We start from the raw sequence: 17,996 nt of genomic DNA, 5'->3' as shown, positions 1-17,996 counted from the left end.
AACGGACAGTATCGGAAAACGCTTTATACTACCTGAATTCTGCGGTTAGGGTTGATGTATGAAAGTGTTGTTTTGGCGAAGTCTGGTGGTGCTGTTTGTGATCCTGGGCTTTATCGGTGCAATCCTGCCGGGTATGCCAACAACGGTCTTTTTGATTCTGGCGGCCTGGGCGGCATCTAAAGGCTGGCCGCAAATGGATGACTGGTTATTGAATCATCCCAAATATGGCCCGACCTTAAGAGATTGGCGCGCGCACGGTACTGTACCGCGTAAGGCCAAATGGCTGGCCAGTATCATGATGCTGATCAGCGGGATCATCATGCTGTTTACCACGGCACCCTTAGCAGTTAAAGCCTTTACCAATATTACGATGCTGATCGTCGCGATCTGGTTATGGCGACGTCCTGAACCAAATCAGATCATTATTCAGAAAAATACAGTCGACCCAGAAAAGACAGATATACCAACAGCGCCATCTGAAGATAATCAGTTAAACCCTATAAAACCAAACAAAATAGAGTCTGAGAATAACAAGTCATGAATACCTTGCATCTGGATCAAGCCGATATCCTGATTGATCTTGCCCAACAAAAACTGTATCTGCCCCGTCTAAACAAACAATATCTGATTTCCAGTGGCAAAAATGGCATTGGTGAAACTGAAAATAGTGGCAAGACCCCGCGTGGCTGGCACAGAGTTGCTGAAAAGTTTGGTCAGAATGCTCCCTTAAATAGTGTATTTGTCGCACGTCAGGCGACGGGTGAAATTTATAATGCCGAACTGGCAGCGGAATTTCCGCAGCGTGACTGGATCCTGACGCGTATTTTATGGCTGAGAGGCCTTGAGGCAGGTTTTAATCAAGGCGAAGGCTGCGATACCTATCAGCGTTATATCTATATTCATGGCACCCCAGAAACCGAAAAGATGGGAGAGCCGCTGTCGCACGGCTGTATCCGTATGCGTAATCCGGAGGTCGCTGAATTATTTGACCTGATCAGTGAAGATGCACTGGTCTATATTTCAGAACAGGCATTAGATCTGGGCAGGCTGAATGTTTCGAAAAGCGAATAAAAGTTAGATTTTAAGATTATGTGAAAATGGTTTTGTTTTTATGGACTGAATCTGCTTGGTGGAGACAGCAGAAAAGATTGATTAATCTGATCCAGATGGTATTTTTATCGCATGGAATGGGTTAAATGATTATTTGAAGCTTAGATTTACTGGTATTTTCTGAATAAAAATAAATGACAGTTGAAAGATTACATGAACACAACGTCGAGTATTTTAAAGCTTTGTATAATCCTTAATCAGAATTGCAATATGTCGTGTGGTTAGACTGAAACTTCGCAGGGTAAAACACAAAATTTCGCTTCAATTTTCATTTTGAAAATTAAAAAATTTCGGTAGAGACTTAAAAAATAAACAAAAAGTGTTGTTTTTTTTAACAAACAACCTATTTTTTAATCAGTCACACCTAAAAAGTGGAAAACATTCCGAAAAGCGTTTGACAGGCTGTGCAGATTCTCTATAATGCACCCATCAAACGATGATAGACGTTTAGAAAGGGCGCTTAGCTCAGTTGGTAGAGCGTCTGCCTTACAAGCAGAATGTCGGCGGTTCGATCCCGTCAGCGCCCACCAAGCTCTTTTATGTTGAGACCTTATAGTTGCAGCGGTAGTTCAGTTGGTTAGAATACCGGCCTGTCACGCCGGGGGTCGCGGGTTCGAGCCCCGTCCGCTGCGCCACTTTAAGATCTTGATTTTCGTTTGCCACAATAGTGACATTGTGTAAATGCAGCGGTAGTTCAGTTGGTTAGAATATCGGCCTGTCACGCCGAGGGTCGCGGGTTCGAGCCCCGTCCGCTGCGCCATTTATACGATAGACCTTTTGAGGGCGCTTAGCTCAGTTGGTAGAGCGTCTGCCTTACAAGCAGAATGTCGGCGGTTCGATCCCGTCAGCGCCCACCAGATTCTTTTGCGATGCAGCGGTAGTTCAGTTGGTTAGAATACCGGCCTGTCACGCCGGGGGTCGCGGGTTCGAGCCCCGTCCGCTGCGCCATTTCAAAAGAAATTAAATTGAGGTCCCTGAGCCTGAATTTAATAAACTAAAGATTGACACTCTTTATCAGGGCGCTTAGCTCAGTTGGTAGAGCGTCTGCCTTACAAGCAGAATGTCGGCGGTTCGATCCCGTCAGCGCCCACCAGATTCTTACGATGCAGCGGTAGTTCAGTTGGTTAGAATACCGGCCTGTCACGCCGGGGGTCGCGGGTTCGAGCCCCGTCCGCTGCGCCATCCTAAGATGAGAAGCTTGGATTCCTGAGATCTGAGTTTTCAAGATACCAAGACTACATCCCTTGTTGGTCTTGCGTCATTTAAAACAACGTTGTTGTTTTCTCAGGGCGCTTAGCTCAGTTGGTAGAGCGTCTGCCTTACAAGCAGAATGTCGGCGGTTCGATCCCGTCAGCGCCCACCATATCTTCTTGCTTCAACTCTATTTATTCCTTAGAATCTGATTGTATTATAATAATATTAAGATTTCACGACCATGAGAAATCCCTATCAGCGCAAAGCCGCGACCAAATCCCAAAAAACTGCTTTCGATCCTCAACAGCTTTATAAGCAATATATTGAAGCCATTGTTGCTAATGCTGGCATTTTTGCACTCTATCAGGATGGGTGGGCCTTATGTGCCACGCCGACCGGACAACGCGCATTTGCCTGTTGGCAAAGTAAAGGTCTGGCTCGACTGTTGATTAAAGACAATTGGGAAAATTACGAGATTCAGGAAATTGGTCTCAAGGATTTTGTAGAGAAAGTCATTCCCTTTTTACGTCAGGAAAGTACCATTGTTTCGCTTGACCTGACCCCGGAAGGGCAGAATATTCTGGTGGCACCGGAAAAATTATTACTTGATATTAAAAATTATCTGTATCAGATCTATGTGCAAAAGCCGGAACTGTTTAAAAATCCGGATATGCCTTTGCCTAGGCAGATCCGTTTAAATTAAATTTATTGTTTTTAAAACAGCTTGTTTATTGGAACAATGAATATTCATTCAGTAGCCAGCCACTTATCAAAGCAAAATATTCGCGTAACCAGGAATTATAGCGAACATTCTGGGGTGTGCTGGCACTCAGGCTGATGACTTGTTGATAACCCTGATGTCTGGCAATGGCACGGGCACGAGGGCTATGAAAATCGCTAGTGACAATCGCGATGGGCTCATTTCGATCAATATGTTGCTGTTTTAGGATTGCCTGAGAATATTGCAGGTTCTGTTGGGTACTTCTGCTTTGATCTTCTAAGCTAATGGGGTTTTTGAGCTGCGGATAGTTCGTGTAGATATAACTTTGCATGACTTCAGCTTCGCTCTGTCTCTCCCAGAAATTTCGTCCACCGGTCATAATGATTAAAGTGTTCGGATATCGTTCTGCATATTTTGCTGCGGTATCCAGACGATTTTTTAAGATGGGTGAGGGCTGACCCTGATTAATACCACTACCTAATACTAAAATCGCTGCAGCAGGTCGTGCCGGAATAGTCGGGTTGATTGACATCTGGATATAAGCGAAGAAAGCCGCGACACTGATGATCCAGAATAGAAATCCGCCCCAGAGACTGTTCCAGAACAAGGTTCTGAATCGGGAATTCTGTTTCCAGCGCTGAATAGATGAAAAAAATAAGGCGTACAGGATGAGTGCCACCCCAATGAAGATCGACAGGGCAATAGCAAAATGCCTCTGACCTTGGCTCAGTAACCAGACGCTATTGATACATAGGATCAAGCCAGAGATCAGGCTAAGACTTCGTTTAAGTTGATTGAGCATCCAGGGTTCCTTTTTTCTTATTCATATTCTTATTATTGCTTTTGCATCTTCAATAAAAACCGGGCCATTGAGCCCGGTTTTTAGCATATCAGGTTATCTTAATATACATCACGGCGATAACGTCCATCCAGACGTAATTGATCGAGCAGCGTTTCACCGAGAATCTCAATCAGGGCCTGATCCACATCGCTGGCCATGCCATTGATGCTACCACAGACATAAATCACTGCACCTTGAGCAATCCAAGCTTTTAGTTCTTCAGCCTGTTCACGCAGTTTATGGTGTACATAAACTTTTTCCTGCTGGTCGCGCGAGAATGCAAGATCGAGACGTTTCAGGGTTCCCATTTGCAGCCAGGCCTGAATGGTTTCTTCAAAGAAGAAGTCGTGTTCACGCTGACGTTCACCGAAGATCAGCCAGTTCTGGCTATAGTCCTGACGGTTACGCGCACTGAGCAGACTTAATAGTCCGGCAATGCCGGTACCATTACCAATACAGATAATCGGGCGGTTGTCATCAATCAGGTGGAAAGATTCATTGCTGCGAATACGCAGTGCAATGGGCGCATTGAGAGCCGCATGCTGGGTCAGCCAGCCTGAACCCAATCCCAGATTACCACTAGCATCGGTTTGCTGACGTACCACCAGACGTAAAACCTGCTGGCTTGGAATACTGGCAATGGAGTATTCACGTGTTGCCAAAACCGGTAATTGCGTGAGGAGCTGATCCAGAGAATCAAAAGGTTCAGCCTGAGTCAGATCACGATCCCAGAGTGCCTGTTCAATATTCTGTTGCATAGAAGGTACTTGTGTACCCGCTGCTATCTGGTGCTTTTGCATAAATGCATGAATACGTTCTGGGCTATTTCCTGGCTGAATCTCGGCAATATCACCTGCTTGCCAGACGGCTTCATGCTCAGGGGTCAGTTCGATATTGAAGGCAGGCGCACCCAGACTACCCGGATTGAGGACTTCACGTTTACTCAAACTCCAGTGATCAAAGGTCTTATCAATACTCATCGCTTGTAGCTCAAGTCGAGTGACTTGTTCCAGCGCACTATTCCATTGCTGGATATGCTCGTTATTGGCATTGTCGACTTCAATCGTATTGAATAGCTGCTGGGCACCATTCTGTTTTAACCACTGATCAATACGGTGACCAAAACTGCAATAGCTGTCTGGATATTCCTGAGAACCTAAAGCCAATACCGCATAACTTAAATGGCTGAGATCAGCTTGAGCAGACAGGATTTTTTTCTCAAAAGAAGAAGCCAGATCTGGTGCTTCGCCCGTGCCATAGGTACTGGCAACAAATAATACCTGTTCGGTTTGCAGTAAATCGGCAAGCGTCAGTTGTTGTACCGGCTTCACTGTTACCGGTTGACGTGCTTCCTGCAGGGCAGTTGCTGTACGCCAAGCCAGTTGCTCAGAAACCCCTGTTTGTGAGGCATAGGCGATGAGCCACGGTTTTGCATTTTCATCCAGGTTTACTGCAGTCGCACCCTGACGTGCTGCCAGTGTTAAGCGTTTCTGTTTGCGACGTTTCAGATAAAGCATCCAGCCGGTCACGAAGAACAACGGCATCAACAAGGCTGCGACCATGGCAAAGAACTGGTAGATCGGGCCGAAGAAGCTGCCACGATGCACCGGTAACATGCTGCTCATGATCTTTTCATTGAGCTTTTTATCTTCATACAGCTCAACTTTGGTAAATTCAGCTGTCTGGTAATTATAAGTGGCACTGTTTCGTGCACGTTCATGCTGAACGATTGGATCGACAAAGCTCAGTTGCATTTCACCATCCGGTTTTTTCGGAAGGTTAAACGTTACAGTAGAATACTTATCTGAAAATTCAGTGTTAAAGCCAATCCAGCTCTGGTCCAATGCACGGACAGTAGCTTCAGGGCTGAGACCTTCGCGTGCTTCACCTTCAGCACGTGGGCCACGTTCGCCGCCTGGATGTCCTTCACCACGGTTATTGCCGGCATTGGCCTGCATTTCCGGTTGCGGACGCTCTACACCCAGTACCTTAAACATGCCATTGCGCCACCAGTCATAAGACCAGTACAGGCCGGTACAGGCTAAAATCAGGTAAAAAATCACCACCCAGGTTCCCACAACAGCGTGCAGATCCCAGATAAAATTACGGCCTTTCAGCTGAGGTTTTACAAAGAACCATTGCTTGATCGAATGACGTTTCGGCCAGCGCAGGTATAGACCTGACAAGACAAAAAAGATCAGCATCAGGGTACAGGCACCGGTAATCTGTTTACCTACTGGACCAACCGTCAAATTACGATGCAGTTGCTGAATAAACTGGAAAAACTCCCGACCCTTAATCTCTGGTAAGACTTCCGCAGTATACGGGTTGATCATGATGTTCTGACCACGCCGTGCGCCTTCTTTAGCGACATTCACGGTACTCGAAGCACTTGGATCTTGTGCCACGGTAATACTGTTGATCTTCATGTCAGGCGCAGTACGGTTAAAGTGCTGATACAGCTCGGCAGGCGTGAGTTTGTCACGTTGCTGAACCTGAACCGTATAACTGTCGCTATTCATCCATTTTAATATTTGTTGTTCATAGGAATAGATTGCGCCAGTGACCCCCATTATCGAGAGGATTAAACCTGCTGTAATCCCCAGAAACCAGTGGATTTGGAAAAATGTCTTTTTAAACATGGTCGTCAGATTAAGGGTGAGATCTATAAAAGTGGCAAAATTATAACTGAAGTTTGAGCCCGAATTATAGGTGTTGAGGATAATATTTATTCTCATTATCATTTATTATTTTGAGATTAAAAAAACCTCCATGCCGGGGCAGGAGGTTTTTCACTGAAGAAAGAACAGTTTAGATTTGTTTTGCTGCGCCGACTTCTGCTTCCAGATGCTTGCGAATCGTAGCGAAAGAGAAGTTTTTGCTGTCCAGACGTTTCGGCAGGATATAGGCGCCTTGCTGGCCTTTTACTTTGAAATTGACCAACATGAATTCTGGTGTGTTGTACCATTCATAGATGTCTTTCCAGCTAATCGCGCCAACACCTTCCTGCATGCCCATTTTCTGGCGCATCACGATACCATGCGGTTGCACGCCCAGGCGAACACCTTTGATTTCCTGTACCGGAAATTCATTCATCTTGCGTTTAACATACCATTCCAGACCAAAGGTACGGATCAGGTAATACAACACCACACAGACAATGGCCACCCAGCAGAACACGGTAGAATAGTTCTTCAGGAGCAGAATGCCCAGAATAGAAAGTGCAACAACAGCACCCATGATCAGCCATGCTTTCATGCCAATTTTATTGGTACTACGCCAGATCACCAGCTGAGCATGACGCTGCTCGGCTTCTGAAATTTCATAGTTCACAGGCTGTAGGGTATAAGCGTATAAATTTTTCGCAGTCATAATGAAATTAGCAGATTTTAAACTGTAAAAAGTTTAGCACTAATTGTACCAATTCAGTGAGTATATTGTTCCAAAATCAGCCAAATTATAATGAACCTAATTCAGTTGCCTGTTCATCACGCTCATGACTCAAACTTTGTTTCAGTTGGCTCAACTGCTTTAAAATGCTGAACATTAAAGACAGTTGCTGCAAAATGATCAGGGATTTCTGATCTTGCTCCTGATCTTGAGCCAGGCGCTGGCGAATATGGGCAATCATATTTTGCGCACTTAAATCGGGCATTTCATCTCTTAGCAATGCACCACGAATGTTCTCAAGTGCTTTGTCTAGTAAATTCAGAATGTCCTGATCTTCAATTTTTTCCCGGTGTGCGCCCAGTGCAGCAATATAACTGATAAAAGTATGGTTCAGACAAAGGAACTCAAAGGCTAGCGATTTTTGTACCGGATCAATATCCGGTTCAGTGGCCAGTGTCGAAATTAGTGAAGCCACCTCGGCATCGGTATTATGGGCCGCACGGCGCACAATCCGATATTTCAGGCCATTATTACGTCCTGATTTATACTGCTCGATTACTTCACTCAAATAATCTGCTTCTGCCTGCAGGCTGCGTTTGATACTTCGCGGCAAACGCCGGAACTTCCAGTCTGGAAAAATAAAGCTGACGCCGAACCAGGCAATCGCACAGCCAATCAAGGTGTCGATCATACGCGGGATGGCCGCGGCATAGCCCATACCGTCCAGGTTGAAGTTGATCAGGGCTAAAATTGTGATAAAGGCGGTGGCCTGTGCATACTGTTTACTGCGCAATTCAAAGAACAGAATCCCACTCAGTACCAGAAGCAATAATTGTCCTTCGATGGACGGCACAAAATATAAAATGGCATAACCGAGGATAATACCGACCAACGTACCGATAATACGCAGACGTAAACGCCGTTTGGTGGCGTTAAAGTTGGGCTGGCTGACAAAGAGTGCGGTCAATAAAATCCAGTAACCATATTCAATATTGCTGACCTGTACAAAAATATAGCTGATCAGCAGCACAATCGACAGGCGAATGGCATGCCGGAACAGCACCGATTCTGGGGTCAGATGCTGCTTAATCCGAATCTTGATGTCATCCCAGCCTTTCAGGTCATCATCTCTAAGCTGGTTCTCGATATGTTTGAAACGCTCGGACTTGATATTCTGCTCGGTTTCCAGGTTGCGTAACTGGGCATCAATCGATTTCAGGTTTTGAAACAGCGCAAACAGGGCACTGATCCAGACCTGATCATACTGCTGCTCCTGACGTAACTTATCCAGAGACTGTCTCAGGTTATCAAAGGCATGCTTGAAGCGCTGGTTATGTACATAAGGTTTGCGCATCAGCAAACTTTCACTCAGGTCCTTACAGGCTTTGCCCTGAATTGACATGATGCGCTGGAAGCGGAACAGGATATCGCTATGCTGGAAAATCTTGGCCAGTTTCTGATAATCAATATGCGCTGAATCGGCACGTTCATGAATATCCTGCGCGACAAAATAATATTGCAGGCTGCGACGGGTGTCTTTTTGCCCCCGGTCACCTTTCAGGCGAGTCAAAAGGGCAGTTTTCATCTCATTAAAAATCGCAATCAGTTTCCCATTTTCAAGCGAGAGTTCAATCATGCTTTGCTGATAGCTTTTCGGGGTCATGTCCACATCAAACAGATTGGACTTGGCATATAAAAAGTCACCGAGAGCAGAATAGGAAATGGCAAGCTTGTCTTGCGCCAACCGGGCAGGGAAAATCAGGAAACTGATGGTCGACAGCAGACCGTACCACATCGCGCCGATGACCAATAAACCAGCCTGTTTATACCATTCATCAAACAGCTCCACCCCGAGCATGGAATAAACGGAAATCACCAGACAGCCGTAGGAAATCGTGGCATAGCGTCGCCCTAGTGAACCCAGCAAAATCAGGGCAATACAGGACACAATTAAGGCCAAGGCAAACAGCAAGGGATAAGGAAAAAGCAGATATACGCCTACTGCCGTAATAAAGAAGCCAATGTAGGTGTAGAGCAGATTTAAAATCCGCACCGAAAAGCGGTCATCAATATCGCTTAAACCAGCTGCGACCACCCCTAAAGTCAATGGGATCGTCATCAATTGTTGTCCCATAAAATAGGGAACAAAGGCGGTACCTGCAAATGCCGTCATCATGCGCAGGTTATACATCAAGGTCGTGTTATAGGTGGTTTGCTTGAGACGAGTGAGCCAAGATTTCAAAGGTCGTCCTTTATGCTGCAGTTTTACAGCTGAATCTGAATATACTAATGAAAATAGTAGATTTATAAATCTTCATTTCAGGCTAAATCATACTATGCACTGTGTTAATTTGTCTGCATATTAGCGCTTTAAATCTTCATGCTTATGACATCGAATAAAATAGTACAACAACCTTATGCCATGTCCTGGATTGTGTTGCTGGCAGCACTGAGTGCGCTCGGGCCTTTATCCATTGATATGTATCTTTCTGCCTTGCCGGCCATGGCTGCAGATTTTGGTGTCAGTACTCAAATGGTTTCCAATAGCCTGCCGGCCTATTTCTTTGGTCTGGCTGTCGGACAGCTGATTTATGGACCGATCAGTGACCGGATTGGACGTAAACCGCCACTGTATTTTGGGCTGTGCTTATACATTGGGGCAAGTTTGCTGTGTGTCTTTGTGCAGGATGAATGGAGTCTGATCACTGCCCGGATTTTACAAGCTCTCGGTGGCTGTGTTGGCGTGGTCATGGCACGTGCTGCAATTCGTGACCGTCTGGATATGCACTCAGCAGCTCAGGCCTTTGCCAGCATGATGATTGTGACTGCGATTGCACCAATTATTGCCCCGAGTCTGGGGGCCTGGATACTAAAATTTTATGAATGGAACACGATATTTCTGGTATTAATGGGCTGTGGTTTGCTGAGTCTGGCTTGTGTGCACTTTCTTTTTAAAGAAACCTTGGAACCAGAACGCCGTCTCAAGCTGAATTTTCAACAGGTATTAAGCCTATACCGTAGCATTTTTCAGGATCCCAGCTTTCGGCGCCCGCTTTATGCCGGCTGTTTTTCCGGTGCGGTGATGTTCTGTTATATCAGTGCTTCTTCGGCCATTTTGATGGATCGTTATCAGCTCACCGAGCAGCAGTTTGCCTATGCTTTTGGTGCAAATGCGGTCGGCATCATGCTGTTTTCGACATTGAATAAGCATCTGGCCGGACGTTTCTCGATATTGCAGCGTCTGAAAATCGGCACCTGTCTGCAGTTTGCCGGTGTGTCAGCTTTAATCCTGCTGGGCTGTCTGGACGTAAACTCTGTGCTCTGGGTACTGCCAGGCATGTTTGTCATAGTGGCAGCTATCGGTTTTACTGGTCCGAATGCCATGGCTCTGGCAATGGCTGAACAGGGCGAGCGGGCAGGAACTGCCAGTGCCATTATGGGAAGTATGCAATTTGTCTGTGGATTACTGGCCGGCGTATTACTGAATTTTATGCTCTGGCAGGCTTTACTGAATATGGCATTGATCATGCTGGTTTTTGTTTGTATTTCTGCTTGGACAATTTTTAAAATAAAAATGCCCAGCCTAAAAAATGCATAGATGCTGGATGTTCTCTCAGGCAATAAAAATACTGGTCTGGACAGAGGGCTAAGTCAATTGACTTAGCCCTGCCTGCCTCACTCTTCGATAAACACGGCAAATTCCTCTACGGGAACGCGCGGGGTAATAAAGCTGTTAACAATCTGCTCTGGATCGGCATAGCCCAGTGCCATACCGCAGACCAGCTCTTCATCGGCTGGAGCACCCACCAGATCAAGTACGATCGGGTGAAAATGATTCCAGGCAGCCTGCGGGCAAGTGTCCAGACCGCGGGCTTTTGCGGCCAGCATGACATTCTGGATCATCATTGAAACATCCATTTTGGAACCAATCGCCAAAGAACGATGGACAGTAAAGAACAGGCCGACAGGCGCATCAAATAGTTCAAAATTACGTAACTGCTGACGTGCCATTTTTTCCTTTTCACCTTTTTGAATGTTAAGCAAGCCATATAAACCCCAGCCATTTTCACGACGACGTTCAATAAATGGCGAGATCCATTGTTCAGGATAATAGGCAAAAGTTTCCTGATACTGCTGTGACAATTCCGGATTTGCATAGATTTGCATTTGTGCCTGACAGACACGTTGCACGATTTCATCGCGCTTTTTGCCAGTTACCACATACACTTTCCAGGGTTGGGTATTGGTTCCTGAAGGGGCACGGCTGGCAACGGCCAAAATCTCTTTTAAGGTGTCGGTATTCACGGGTGTATTTAAAAAAGCACGTACTGAATGACGAGAGGTAATGGTGTGATCTACCGCATGAACAAAATTTTGATCCATTGTAAAGTCCAGTCAAATATCCTTATTGAGTTGGCAATGACTATAAACTAAACAAACAGAAGGGGGGATAGGAAAATTTTATTGTTTACCGGCTGATAAAAATGATTTATCCAAAAAATAGCCAAAGAGCACTTATTTGGCCTTCCAAAATACGAGTTTAGTCCTCTAAATGATCAGAATAAAGATCGTTATGAAAATTGTCTTTAAGTGAAAAAAATAGCTTAAATCCCAAGTGTTTGAACAATTTAACAATAACAATTTCACACAGAGAACACATTTATTTTGCCTGAAAATCGAGTTAATTTAATTTCAGGATTCCGGTGTTATTCTGTTTTGAGTAAGAGACTAATATTTTTTTTGAATTAAAAGATAGTTTAATCTTCATATAAAAAATGAGAACTTATAATTATTTTTTATAGTTTTATTAACTATTGCTAATAAAAAACAATATAACGTTATACAAAGAAACAGCATAATGTACGACTTTTCATCTTAATTCATGCTTTGCATGATCAAGATCTGTTTGAAATAACGCTATTCCAGATGGCTTGAATGAAGCCTTTAGGTTGAAAGCACTCATCAATCAGTGAATGTTTTTTGAGCTTAAAACACAGTTTTTTTATTAGCATGTACGTCTGTTTGAAGATTGCCTGCAATTTTCCAAAAGACTGAGTATCGGAATAGAAATGGTGTTGCTTTTATAAATCTCTCATTTGTTGAATATGATCGTGACGATGATATTCATAAGTTTGAAAGAGATGATAAACGTTTTGTTTTCTAAAGGTCATAGATTAAATCCGGATGTAACGGATGCATATCTAATGAGAGAGCTAGACATATAGTCAACTCTACGACTTTTAGAATAATAAAAAATTCAGAATCATCTTGGGCAAAAAATTATGGATTTTACTTTTAACGCATTTTATACCCTGATTGCCGCAGTGATTGTTTTATTACTTGGGCGGTTCCTGGTTAATAAAATCGATTTTTTAAAGCGCTACAACATTCCTGAGCCGGTTGCAGGCGGTTTGGTTGCTGCGATCATCTCATTACTGGTGCATTCACTGTGGGGATACAGCATCACCACCAGTTCAGAGCTACAAACCAGTTTTATGTTGATCTTCTTTGCCTCGATCGGTCTGAGTGCCAACTTTTCCAAGTTGCGTGAAGGCGGTGTCGGTCTGGTAATTTTCTTGTTTGCTATATCGATTTTTATTGTTTTGCAAAATGCAGTCGGTATGAGTCTGGCAACACTGCTTGGTATTGACCCACTGATTGGCCTGATTGCAGGCTCAGTTACCTTAACCGGCGGTCATGGTACTGCGGGTGCATGGGGGGAGATTTTTGAAGTTGAACATGGCATTCAGGGTGCTTTGGCACTGGGTATGGCCAGTGCGACTTTCGGTCTGATCATCGGCGGGATCATTGGTGGACCTTTAGCCAAGTTGCTGATCAACCGTTATAACCTGGCTACTGCACGTACCGATCAGCAGATCGAAAAGCGTGACAACACCCCAATGGATAGCACTTCAGAGGAATACGTACAATTTGAATATCCACATCGTCTGCGTCTGATTACTGCCGATAATGCAATTACCACATTGGGCCTGTTTGCAGGCTGTTTGGCTTTTGCAGAGTTTATGACAGGTTTCAGTAAAGGTACTGCTTTTGAACTGCCAACATTTGTCTGGGCATTGGGCGGCGGTGTACTCCTGCGTAATGTACTGGAAGGCATTTTCAAGGTTCAGATTTTTGATCGCGCGATTGATGTGTTTGGTAATGCTTCATTGTCACTGTATTTGGCGATGGCATTATTGTCGTTGAAATTATGGCAATTGGCTGACCTTGCAGGACCACTCATGGTGATTCTGGGTGCGCAAACCATCACCATGGCTTTGTATGCAGCTTTCGTCACTTTCCGCATCATGGGCAAAAACTACGATGCTGCGGTACTTGCAGCAGGTCATTGTGGTTTCGGTATGGGCGCAACGCCAACAGCGGTTGCCAATATGCAGGCGATTACCAATATGTATGGTGCGTCGCATAAGGCCTTCCTGATTGTTCCATTATGTGGTGCGTTCTTCGTTGACTTAATCAATGCTACTGTTATTCAGATGATTTTGAAGTTTTTTGCATAATTTTTATGCCTGATACGATGAGTCATAGGCTCATAAGGATGTGACATGAATGATCAGTTAAATGAAACCTTACTCGGCTGGATTAATGCCCTGAATGGCCCTTTATGGGATTTTCTGGTGGTGTTTCTGGTCGCAGTCGGTATTTTCTACACGATCATGACGGGTGCAGTACAAATTCGTTTGTTCTGGCACAGCATGAAAGTCATGAAAAATAGCCGTGGCAAGGTTCAGGATACGCACGGCATTACCCCGTTTCAGGCCTTTGTCACTGGACTGGCAAGCCGGGTCGGTGTGGGCAATGTCGCGGGTGTCGCCATTGCGATTGCGATTGGTGGCCCCGGTGCCGTGTTCTGGATGTGGTTTACTGCCTTTTTGGGCATGAGTTCTGCTTTTGTTGAATCCTCTTTGGCACAGTTGTTTAAGGTGCGAGATAACAAAAACCAGCAATTCCGTGGTGGTCCAGCTTATTACATTACTCAAGGCCTGAAACAGAAATGGCTCGGGATTGTCTTTGCGATTGCATTGATCACGACTTATGGTTTTGTCTTCAATGCAGTTCAGGCCAATGCCATTACCGGAGCAACCTCTCATGCCTGGGGCTGGGATCAGGCGAACCTGATTCTGCCATTAGGCGGCCTGAATCTGGAAATTTCCTGGGTCGGATTGTTTCTGGTCTTGATGACTGCGGTGATCATTTTTGGCGGGATTAAACGGATTGCGAAAGTTGCGGAAAGCTTTGTGCCGTTTATGGCTGTGCTTTATCTGGCTGTGGCTTTGTATATTGCGGTCATCAATTACGATTTGCTCCCATCCATCTTCCAGCTCATTTTCAGTAAAGCCTTTGAATTTGAAGCCGCCGCTGGTGGATTCTTTGGCGCCATGGTATCTATGGCGATGATGATGGGCATCAAGCGTGGTCTGTTCTCTAACGAGGCAGGGATGGGTTCGGCACCGAATGCTGCTGCAGCTTCCGATGTCAAACATCCGGTCAACCAGGGTCTGGTACAGATGCTCGGAGTATTTGTAGATACCTTTGTGGTGTGTTCATGTACCGCGATTATTATTCTGGTTTCGGGTCTGTATGAAAATGCAGGCTTTGAAGGCGTGACCTTGACCCAGATGGCGCTTGAAAGCCAGATTGGTGCCTGGGGTGATGACTTCCTGGCTTTGATTCTGTTCCTGTTTGCCTATTCTTCGATTATTGGTAACTATGCCTATGCCGAAGGAAACGTCCAGTTCATCAATAACAATAGCCGGGTGATGTTGATTTTCCGCTTATTTGTATTGGTCATGGTGTATTTCGGTTCTATCGCCAGTGTGCCATTGATCTGGAATATGGCAGATCTGTTCATGGGTGTCATGGCAAGCATCAACCTGATCGCAATCCTGTTGCTGATGCCATTCTTGCTGATGCTACTTCGCGACTATACTGGTCAGTTGAAGCGTGGTGTGAAAGAGCCTGAATTTAAACTGGATAACCATCCTAAATTTAAAGACAAGGTCAAATCAGATATCTGGTAAGACTTGAAGCAAAAAGCCCCGATCATTCGGGGCTTTTTTTGTGCCAAAGTTTTATTTAAAAGAAATTTAAATAACTTTGATAAAGCACAAAGCCTAAAATCAGGCTGAACCAGACCGGTAGTTTTGAGCGTAGCAGAGCAATCATCACCGCGACAAAGACTAGGTCGGAGCCATAACTAAAATAACGTTGTGAAAGATCCAGCAATAAATACAGCAATAGCCCCACCACCGCAGCATTGATGCCCATCACCGCCTGATGAATATGGCGCTGCTGCATCAACCATGACCAGTAGGGCAAGGTAGCAAAGATCAGAAAAAATGAAGGTAAAAAGATTGCACAGGTTGCTAACAGTGTATTTAGCCAGACATAAGGCGTCCAAGGCAGCAAAGCACCAATATAACTGGCAAAACTGAATAAAGGTCCAGGCATGAGCTGGGCAAATGCATAGCCAAGATCAAAAGATTGGGCACTCACCAAACTAGTCGTGACAAAATCCTGATGCAATAAAGGCAAAATCACATGACCACCACCAAACACCAGCGAGCCAGTCTGATAGAAATTGGAAAAAAATTGCAGCTCTGATTCACCCCATAACTTGCCTGCTAAGGGCAGCAGCACAAATGGGAGGATAAATGCCAACAGCCAATAGGGCGCAGCGGCAGATCGAATATAAGGCGAGCTGATTGCCGTTTTGTTAATTTCTTTGGGTTTCAAATCTGAGTGGGAAAAATGTCCAGCCAAGAGTCCACAGATTGCGCCCAGTATAATGACCAGAATCTGATTAAAACTCACTGAAACGACTATCAGTAATGCCACCGAGAGGATTAAGACAGCGTATTGCCAAGCCGATTTACAGAAGCTTCTCAGCATTTGCCAGAATGCCCAGGCGATGACAGAAAATACAATTAACTGGATGGTATGAAAGCTGTTTGAGTTTAAAATATGAAAATAGCTTTGACCCAAGAGCGCCACCAAGGTCATCAGAATCATTGAGGGCAGGGTAAAACCCAACCATGCGATCACGGCACCAGTATAGCCCCGTTGCAGATAACCGATCGACAGCCCCACCTGACTGCTGCTCGGCCCGGGTAAAAGTTGTGCCAAAGCGACCAGTTGACTGTATTGGGTGTCATTCAACCATTGCAGTTGGGTCACAAATTTTCGGTGAAAAAACACCAGATGCGCCGCTGGACCGCCAAATGAAATGCAGCCCAGTTGCAGGAAAATCAGGAAAATCCGGTACAGTGAGATTGAAGGCATACAGTTATGGGAAAAATGAAGATAAAGTAGCTGAACTGTATGACAGTTTTACGAAATTCTACAGACTATTTATGCATGTGTTTATACACTATGCTGCTTTAGATTAATGAGGACATTCTCTGCATGCAGAAATATGTGTTGAGTATGGTGATACTGGGTACATTTGGCCTAAGTGCTTGCCAAACGACCCCAATGACAGCCCAAGCGGCGACTAGTCATCTACAACCTGCTGCACAACGCGGAGAAGCTCAGGCACGTCCGAATCAAATTGATTTTCAAAAGATCAAGCAAACCCAGCAACGTCCGGTAGTTGCTTTAGTTCTGGGCAGTGGCGGTGCGCGTGGCTATGCGCATATTGGTGCGTTGGAAGTACTGGAACAGGCGGGTATTCAACCAGATTTTATTGTCGGAACCAGTGCGGGCAGTATTGTGGGATCCATTTATGCAAGTGGCAAACCGGCGATTGAACTGCGCAATATTGCTCTCAACATGCGACCGAATGATGTCCGTGATATCAAGCTGGCCAGAAAAGGTTTTTTTGATGGCAAGAAAGTTGAGGACTATGTCAATTTGCAGGTCGATCAAACCCCGCTTGAAGCCATGAAAATCCCAATGTTTGTGGTAGCAACCGCGCTGAAAGAAGGCAAGAAAGTCGTCTTTAACTATGGCAATACCGGACAGGCGGTACGTGCTTCAGTCTCGATTCCGAGTATGTTTATTCCGACTCTTATTCAAGGTAAAGAATATGTAGATGGTGGTCTGGTCAGTCCTGTGCCGGTCGATGTGGCACGTGAGTTGGGAGCCGATATTGTGATTGCGGTGGATATTCTGGCACAGCCCATTCACACGGAAACCAGCAATGTCTGGGGGCTATTTAACCAGAACATCAATATTATGCAGCAACATCTGGCGCATGAAGAATTAAAGCATGCAGATGTGGTGATTCAGCCGGACTTACGCGAAAAAGGCCATATCTTTGATGTACGTGGCAGGGAACTCACCATGCAGGCTGGTGCCGAGGCGACCCAGTTAAAGTTGATGGAAATTTCACAAGCCTACCAAAAACATGATTATGCTCAAGGACATCGCATTCCACAGTTTGTGGTACATGAACATCAAGCTCAATAAATCTTTTTTTTTGAAATTTCTGTTTATCCCTATATCGCAGGATAGGTATATTCAATCAAAAGGATAAAGGATCATCGGCTGTAACGCTTAACTGATTGTTATAAAAGATAAGATGATTGCCTATGTGTATCAGTCAGTCGGAATTATCGCAAAAGATAAAATTAATTTTAAATATAACAAATTGAATTATAAGTATATTGTTTTAAATAATAAGCCTTATTCGTCCTAAATTAAAATTTAAATATTATTATTCGTATACTTAAGTTGATCAAATATTCAAAAGCATCTATGTTCATGCCAGAATGCAGT

General features: G+C 44.7%; 12 protein-coding genes, 8 tRNA genes and 1 pseudogene. 15 read left to right on the top strand and 6 right to left on the bottom strand.

Features of this window, described 5'->3' with window-relative positions; translation table 11 throughout:
• Positions 1 to 58: 58 nt before the first annotated feature.
• The 11 genes and pseudogenes from I6L24_RS00105 to I6L24_RS00055 form a co-directional block, all read left to right on the top strand.
• Positions 59 to 412, top strand: a pseudogene (locus I6L24_RS00105) (YbaN family protein); the annotation flags it as partial.
• A gap of 125 nt (positions 413 to 537) precedes the next feature.
• Entirely contained in the window at positions 538 to 1,071 is a 534-nt protein-coding gene (elsL, locus tag I6L24_RS00100) for a cell wall-recycling L,D-carboxypeptidase ElsL (RefSeq protein ID WP_085064464.1), read from the top strand.
• 493 nt (positions 1,072 to 1,564) lie between these two features.
• Positions 1,565 to 1,640, top strand: a tRNA-Val gene (locus tag I6L24_RS00095).
• A 28-nt stretch (positions 1,641 to 1,668) separates the two neighbouring features.
• Positions 1,669 to 1,745, top strand: a tRNA-Asp gene (locus I6L24_RS00090).
• Between the two features lie 48 nt (positions 1,746 to 1,793).
• A tRNA-Asp gene (locus I6L24_RS00085) sits at positions 1,794 to 1,870 on the top strand.
• A gap of 21 nt (positions 1,871 to 1,891) precedes the next feature.
• A tRNA-Val gene (locus tag I6L24_RS00080) sits at positions 1,892 to 1,967 on the top strand.
• A gap of 14 nt (positions 1,968 to 1,981) precedes the next feature.
• Positions 1,982 to 2,058 (top strand) — tRNA-Asp (locus I6L24_RS00075).
• 69 nt (positions 2,059 to 2,127) lie between these two features.
• Positions 2,128 to 2,203: transfer RNA gene (locus I6L24_RS00070), tRNA-Val, on the top strand.
• A 12-nt stretch (positions 2,204 to 2,215) separates the two neighbouring features.
• Positions 2,216 to 2,292, top strand: a tRNA-Asp gene (locus tag I6L24_RS00065).
• Positions 2,293 to 2,397: 105 nt separating this feature from the next.
• Positions 2,398 to 2,473, top strand: a tRNA-Val gene (locus tag I6L24_RS00060).
• 72 nt (positions 2,474 to 2,545) lie between these two features.
• Entirely contained in the window at positions 2,546 to 3,007 is a 462-nt protein-coding gene (locus I6L24_RS00055; protein ID WP_004645832.1) for a DUF2750 domain-containing protein, read from the top strand.
• A gap of 25 nt (positions 3,008 to 3,032) precedes the next feature.
• On the opposite strand, the gene I6L24_RS00050 is transcribed toward I6L24_RS00055, so the two are convergent.
• From I6L24_RS00050 to yccS, 4 genes are all read right to left on the bottom strand, one after another.
• On the bottom strand, positions 3,033 to 3,827 hold the full coding sequence (locus tag I6L24_RS00050; protein ID WP_085064463.1) for a YdcF family protein: 795 nt from the start codon (positions 3,825 to 3,827) through the stop codon (positions 3,033 to 3,035).
• A 98-nt stretch (positions 3,828 to 3,925) separates the two neighbouring features.
• Entirely contained in the window at positions 3,926 to 6,508 is a 2,583-nt protein-coding gene (locus tag I6L24_RS00045; RefSeq protein WP_216986249.1) for a PepSY domain-containing protein, read from the bottom strand.
• 169 nt (positions 6,509 to 6,677) lie between these two features.
• The gene (locus tag I6L24_RS00040) at positions 6,678 to 7,238 is read right to left on the bottom strand and encodes a YcxB family protein (protein ID WP_004280696.1); all 561 of its coding nucleotides are present in this window, start codon (positions 7,236 to 7,238) and stop codon (positions 6,678 to 6,680) included.
• Between the two features lie 85 nt (positions 7,239 to 7,323).
• Entirely contained in the window at positions 7,324 to 9,498 is a 2,175-nt protein-coding gene (gene yccS, locus I6L24_RS00035) for a YccS family putative transporter (RefSeq protein WP_174894294.1), read from the bottom strand.
• Between the two features lie 138 nt (positions 9,499 to 9,636).
• On the opposite strand from yccS, the gene I6L24_RS00030 reads away from it, so the two are divergent.
• Positions 9,637 to 10,854, top strand: coding sequence for a multidrug effflux MFS transporter (locus I6L24_RS00030; protein ID WP_085064460.1), 1,218 nt, complete (start codon positions 9,637 to 9,639; stop codon positions 10,852 to 10,854).
• Positions 10,855 to 10,931: 77 nt separating this feature from the next.
• Here the strand turns inward: I6L24_RS00030 and I6L24_RS00025 are convergent, their stop codons facing one another.
• Complete coding sequence (locus I6L24_RS00025; RefSeq protein WP_064096398.1) at positions 10,932 to 11,639, bottom strand: nitroreductase; 708 nt, start codon at positions 11,637 to 11,639, stop codon at positions 10,932 to 10,934.
• Between the two features lie 899 nt (positions 11,640 to 12,538).
• Here I6L24_RS00025 and gltS point away from each other — a divergent pair.
• Both gltS and I6L24_RS00015 read left to right on the top strand, forming a co-directional pair.
• Positions 12,539 to 13,777, top strand: coding sequence for a sodium/glutamate symporter (gene gltS / locus I6L24_RS00020; RefSeq protein WP_064096397.1), 1,239 nt, complete (start codon positions 12,539 to 12,541; stop codon positions 13,775 to 13,777).
• Between the two features lie 45 nt (positions 13,778 to 13,822).
• Complete coding sequence (locus I6L24_RS00015; protein ID WP_005252633.1) at positions 13,823 to 15,298, top strand: alanine/glycine:cation symporter family protein; 1,476 nt, start codon at positions 13,823 to 13,825, stop codon at positions 15,296 to 15,298.
• Positions 15,299 to 15,353: 55 nt separating this feature from the next.
• On the opposite strand, the gene chrA is transcribed toward I6L24_RS00015, so the two are convergent.
• Positions 15,354 to 16,559: a chromate efflux transporter gene (gene chrA, locus I6L24_RS00010; RefSeq protein WP_085064459.1), complete on the bottom strand. Its 1,206-nt coding sequence runs from the start codon at positions 16,557 to 16,559 to the stop codon at positions 15,354 to 15,356.
• Between the two features lie 123 nt (positions 16,560 to 16,682).
• Between chrA and I6L24_RS00005 the strand changes: the two genes are divergently transcribed.
• Positions 16,683 to 17,687 carry a patatin-like phospholipase family protein gene (locus I6L24_RS00005; RefSeq protein ID WP_085064458.1) on the top strand — a complete coding sequence of 335 codons (1,005 nt, stop codon included), beginning with the start codon at positions 16,683 to 16,685 and terminating at the stop codon, positions 17,685 to 17,687.
• The last annotated feature ends 309 nt before the right edge of the window (positions 17,688 to 17,996 follow it).

Origin of the sequence: Acinetobacter lwoffii (genome assembly GCF_019048525.1) — a bacterium.
Classification (GTDB): domain Bacteria; phylum Pseudomonadota; class Gammaproteobacteria; order Pseudomonadales; family Moraxellaceae; genus Acinetobacter; species Acinetobacter lwoffii_K.
This window is presented reverse-complemented; position numbering and strand designations above follow the sequence as displayed.

Bases quoted from the DNA above. Each gene is read 5' to 3' on its own strand.
- I6L24_RS00005 (WP_085064458.1), top strand. From the start codon at position 16,683: ATGCAGAAATATGTGTTGAGTATGGTGATACTGGGTACATTTGGCCTA.
- I6L24_RS00040 (WP_004280696.1), bottom strand. From the start codon at position 7,238: ATGACTGCGAAAAATTTATACGCTTATACCCTACAGCCTGTGAACTAT.
- I6L24_RS00050 (WP_085064463.1), bottom strand. From the start codon at position 3,827: ATGCTCAATCAACTTAAACGAAGTCTTAGCCTGATCTCTGGCTTGATC.
- chrA (WP_085064459.1), bottom strand. From the start codon at position 16,559: ATGCCTTCAATCTCACTGTACCGGATTTTCCTGATTTTCCTGCAACTG.
- gltS (WP_064096397.1), top strand. From the start codon at position 12,539: ATGGATTTTACTTTTAACGCATTTTATACCCTGATTGCCGCAGTGATT.
- elsL (WP_085064464.1), top strand. From the start codon at position 538: ATGAATACCTTGCATCTGGATCAAGCCGATATCCTGATTGATCTTGCC.
- I6L24_RS00045 (WP_216986249.1), bottom strand. From the start codon at position 6,508: ATGTTTAAAAAGACATTTTTCCAAATCCACTGGTTTCTGGGGATTACA.
- I6L24_RS00055 (WP_004645832.1), top strand. From the start codon at position 2,546: ATGAGAAATCCCTATCAGCGCAAAGCCGCGACCAAATCCCAAAAAACT.
- I6L24_RS00030 (WP_085064460.1), top strand. From the start codon at position 9,637: ATGCTTATGACATCGAATAAAATAGTACAACAACCTTATGCCATGTCC.
- I6L24_RS00015 (WP_005252633.1), top strand. From the start codon at position 13,823: ATGAATGATCAGTTAAATGAAACCTTACTCGGCTGGATTAATGCCCTG.
- I6L24_RS00025 (WP_064096398.1), bottom strand. From the start codon at position 11,639: ATGGATCAAAATTTTGTTCATGCGGTAGATCACACCATTACCTCTCGT.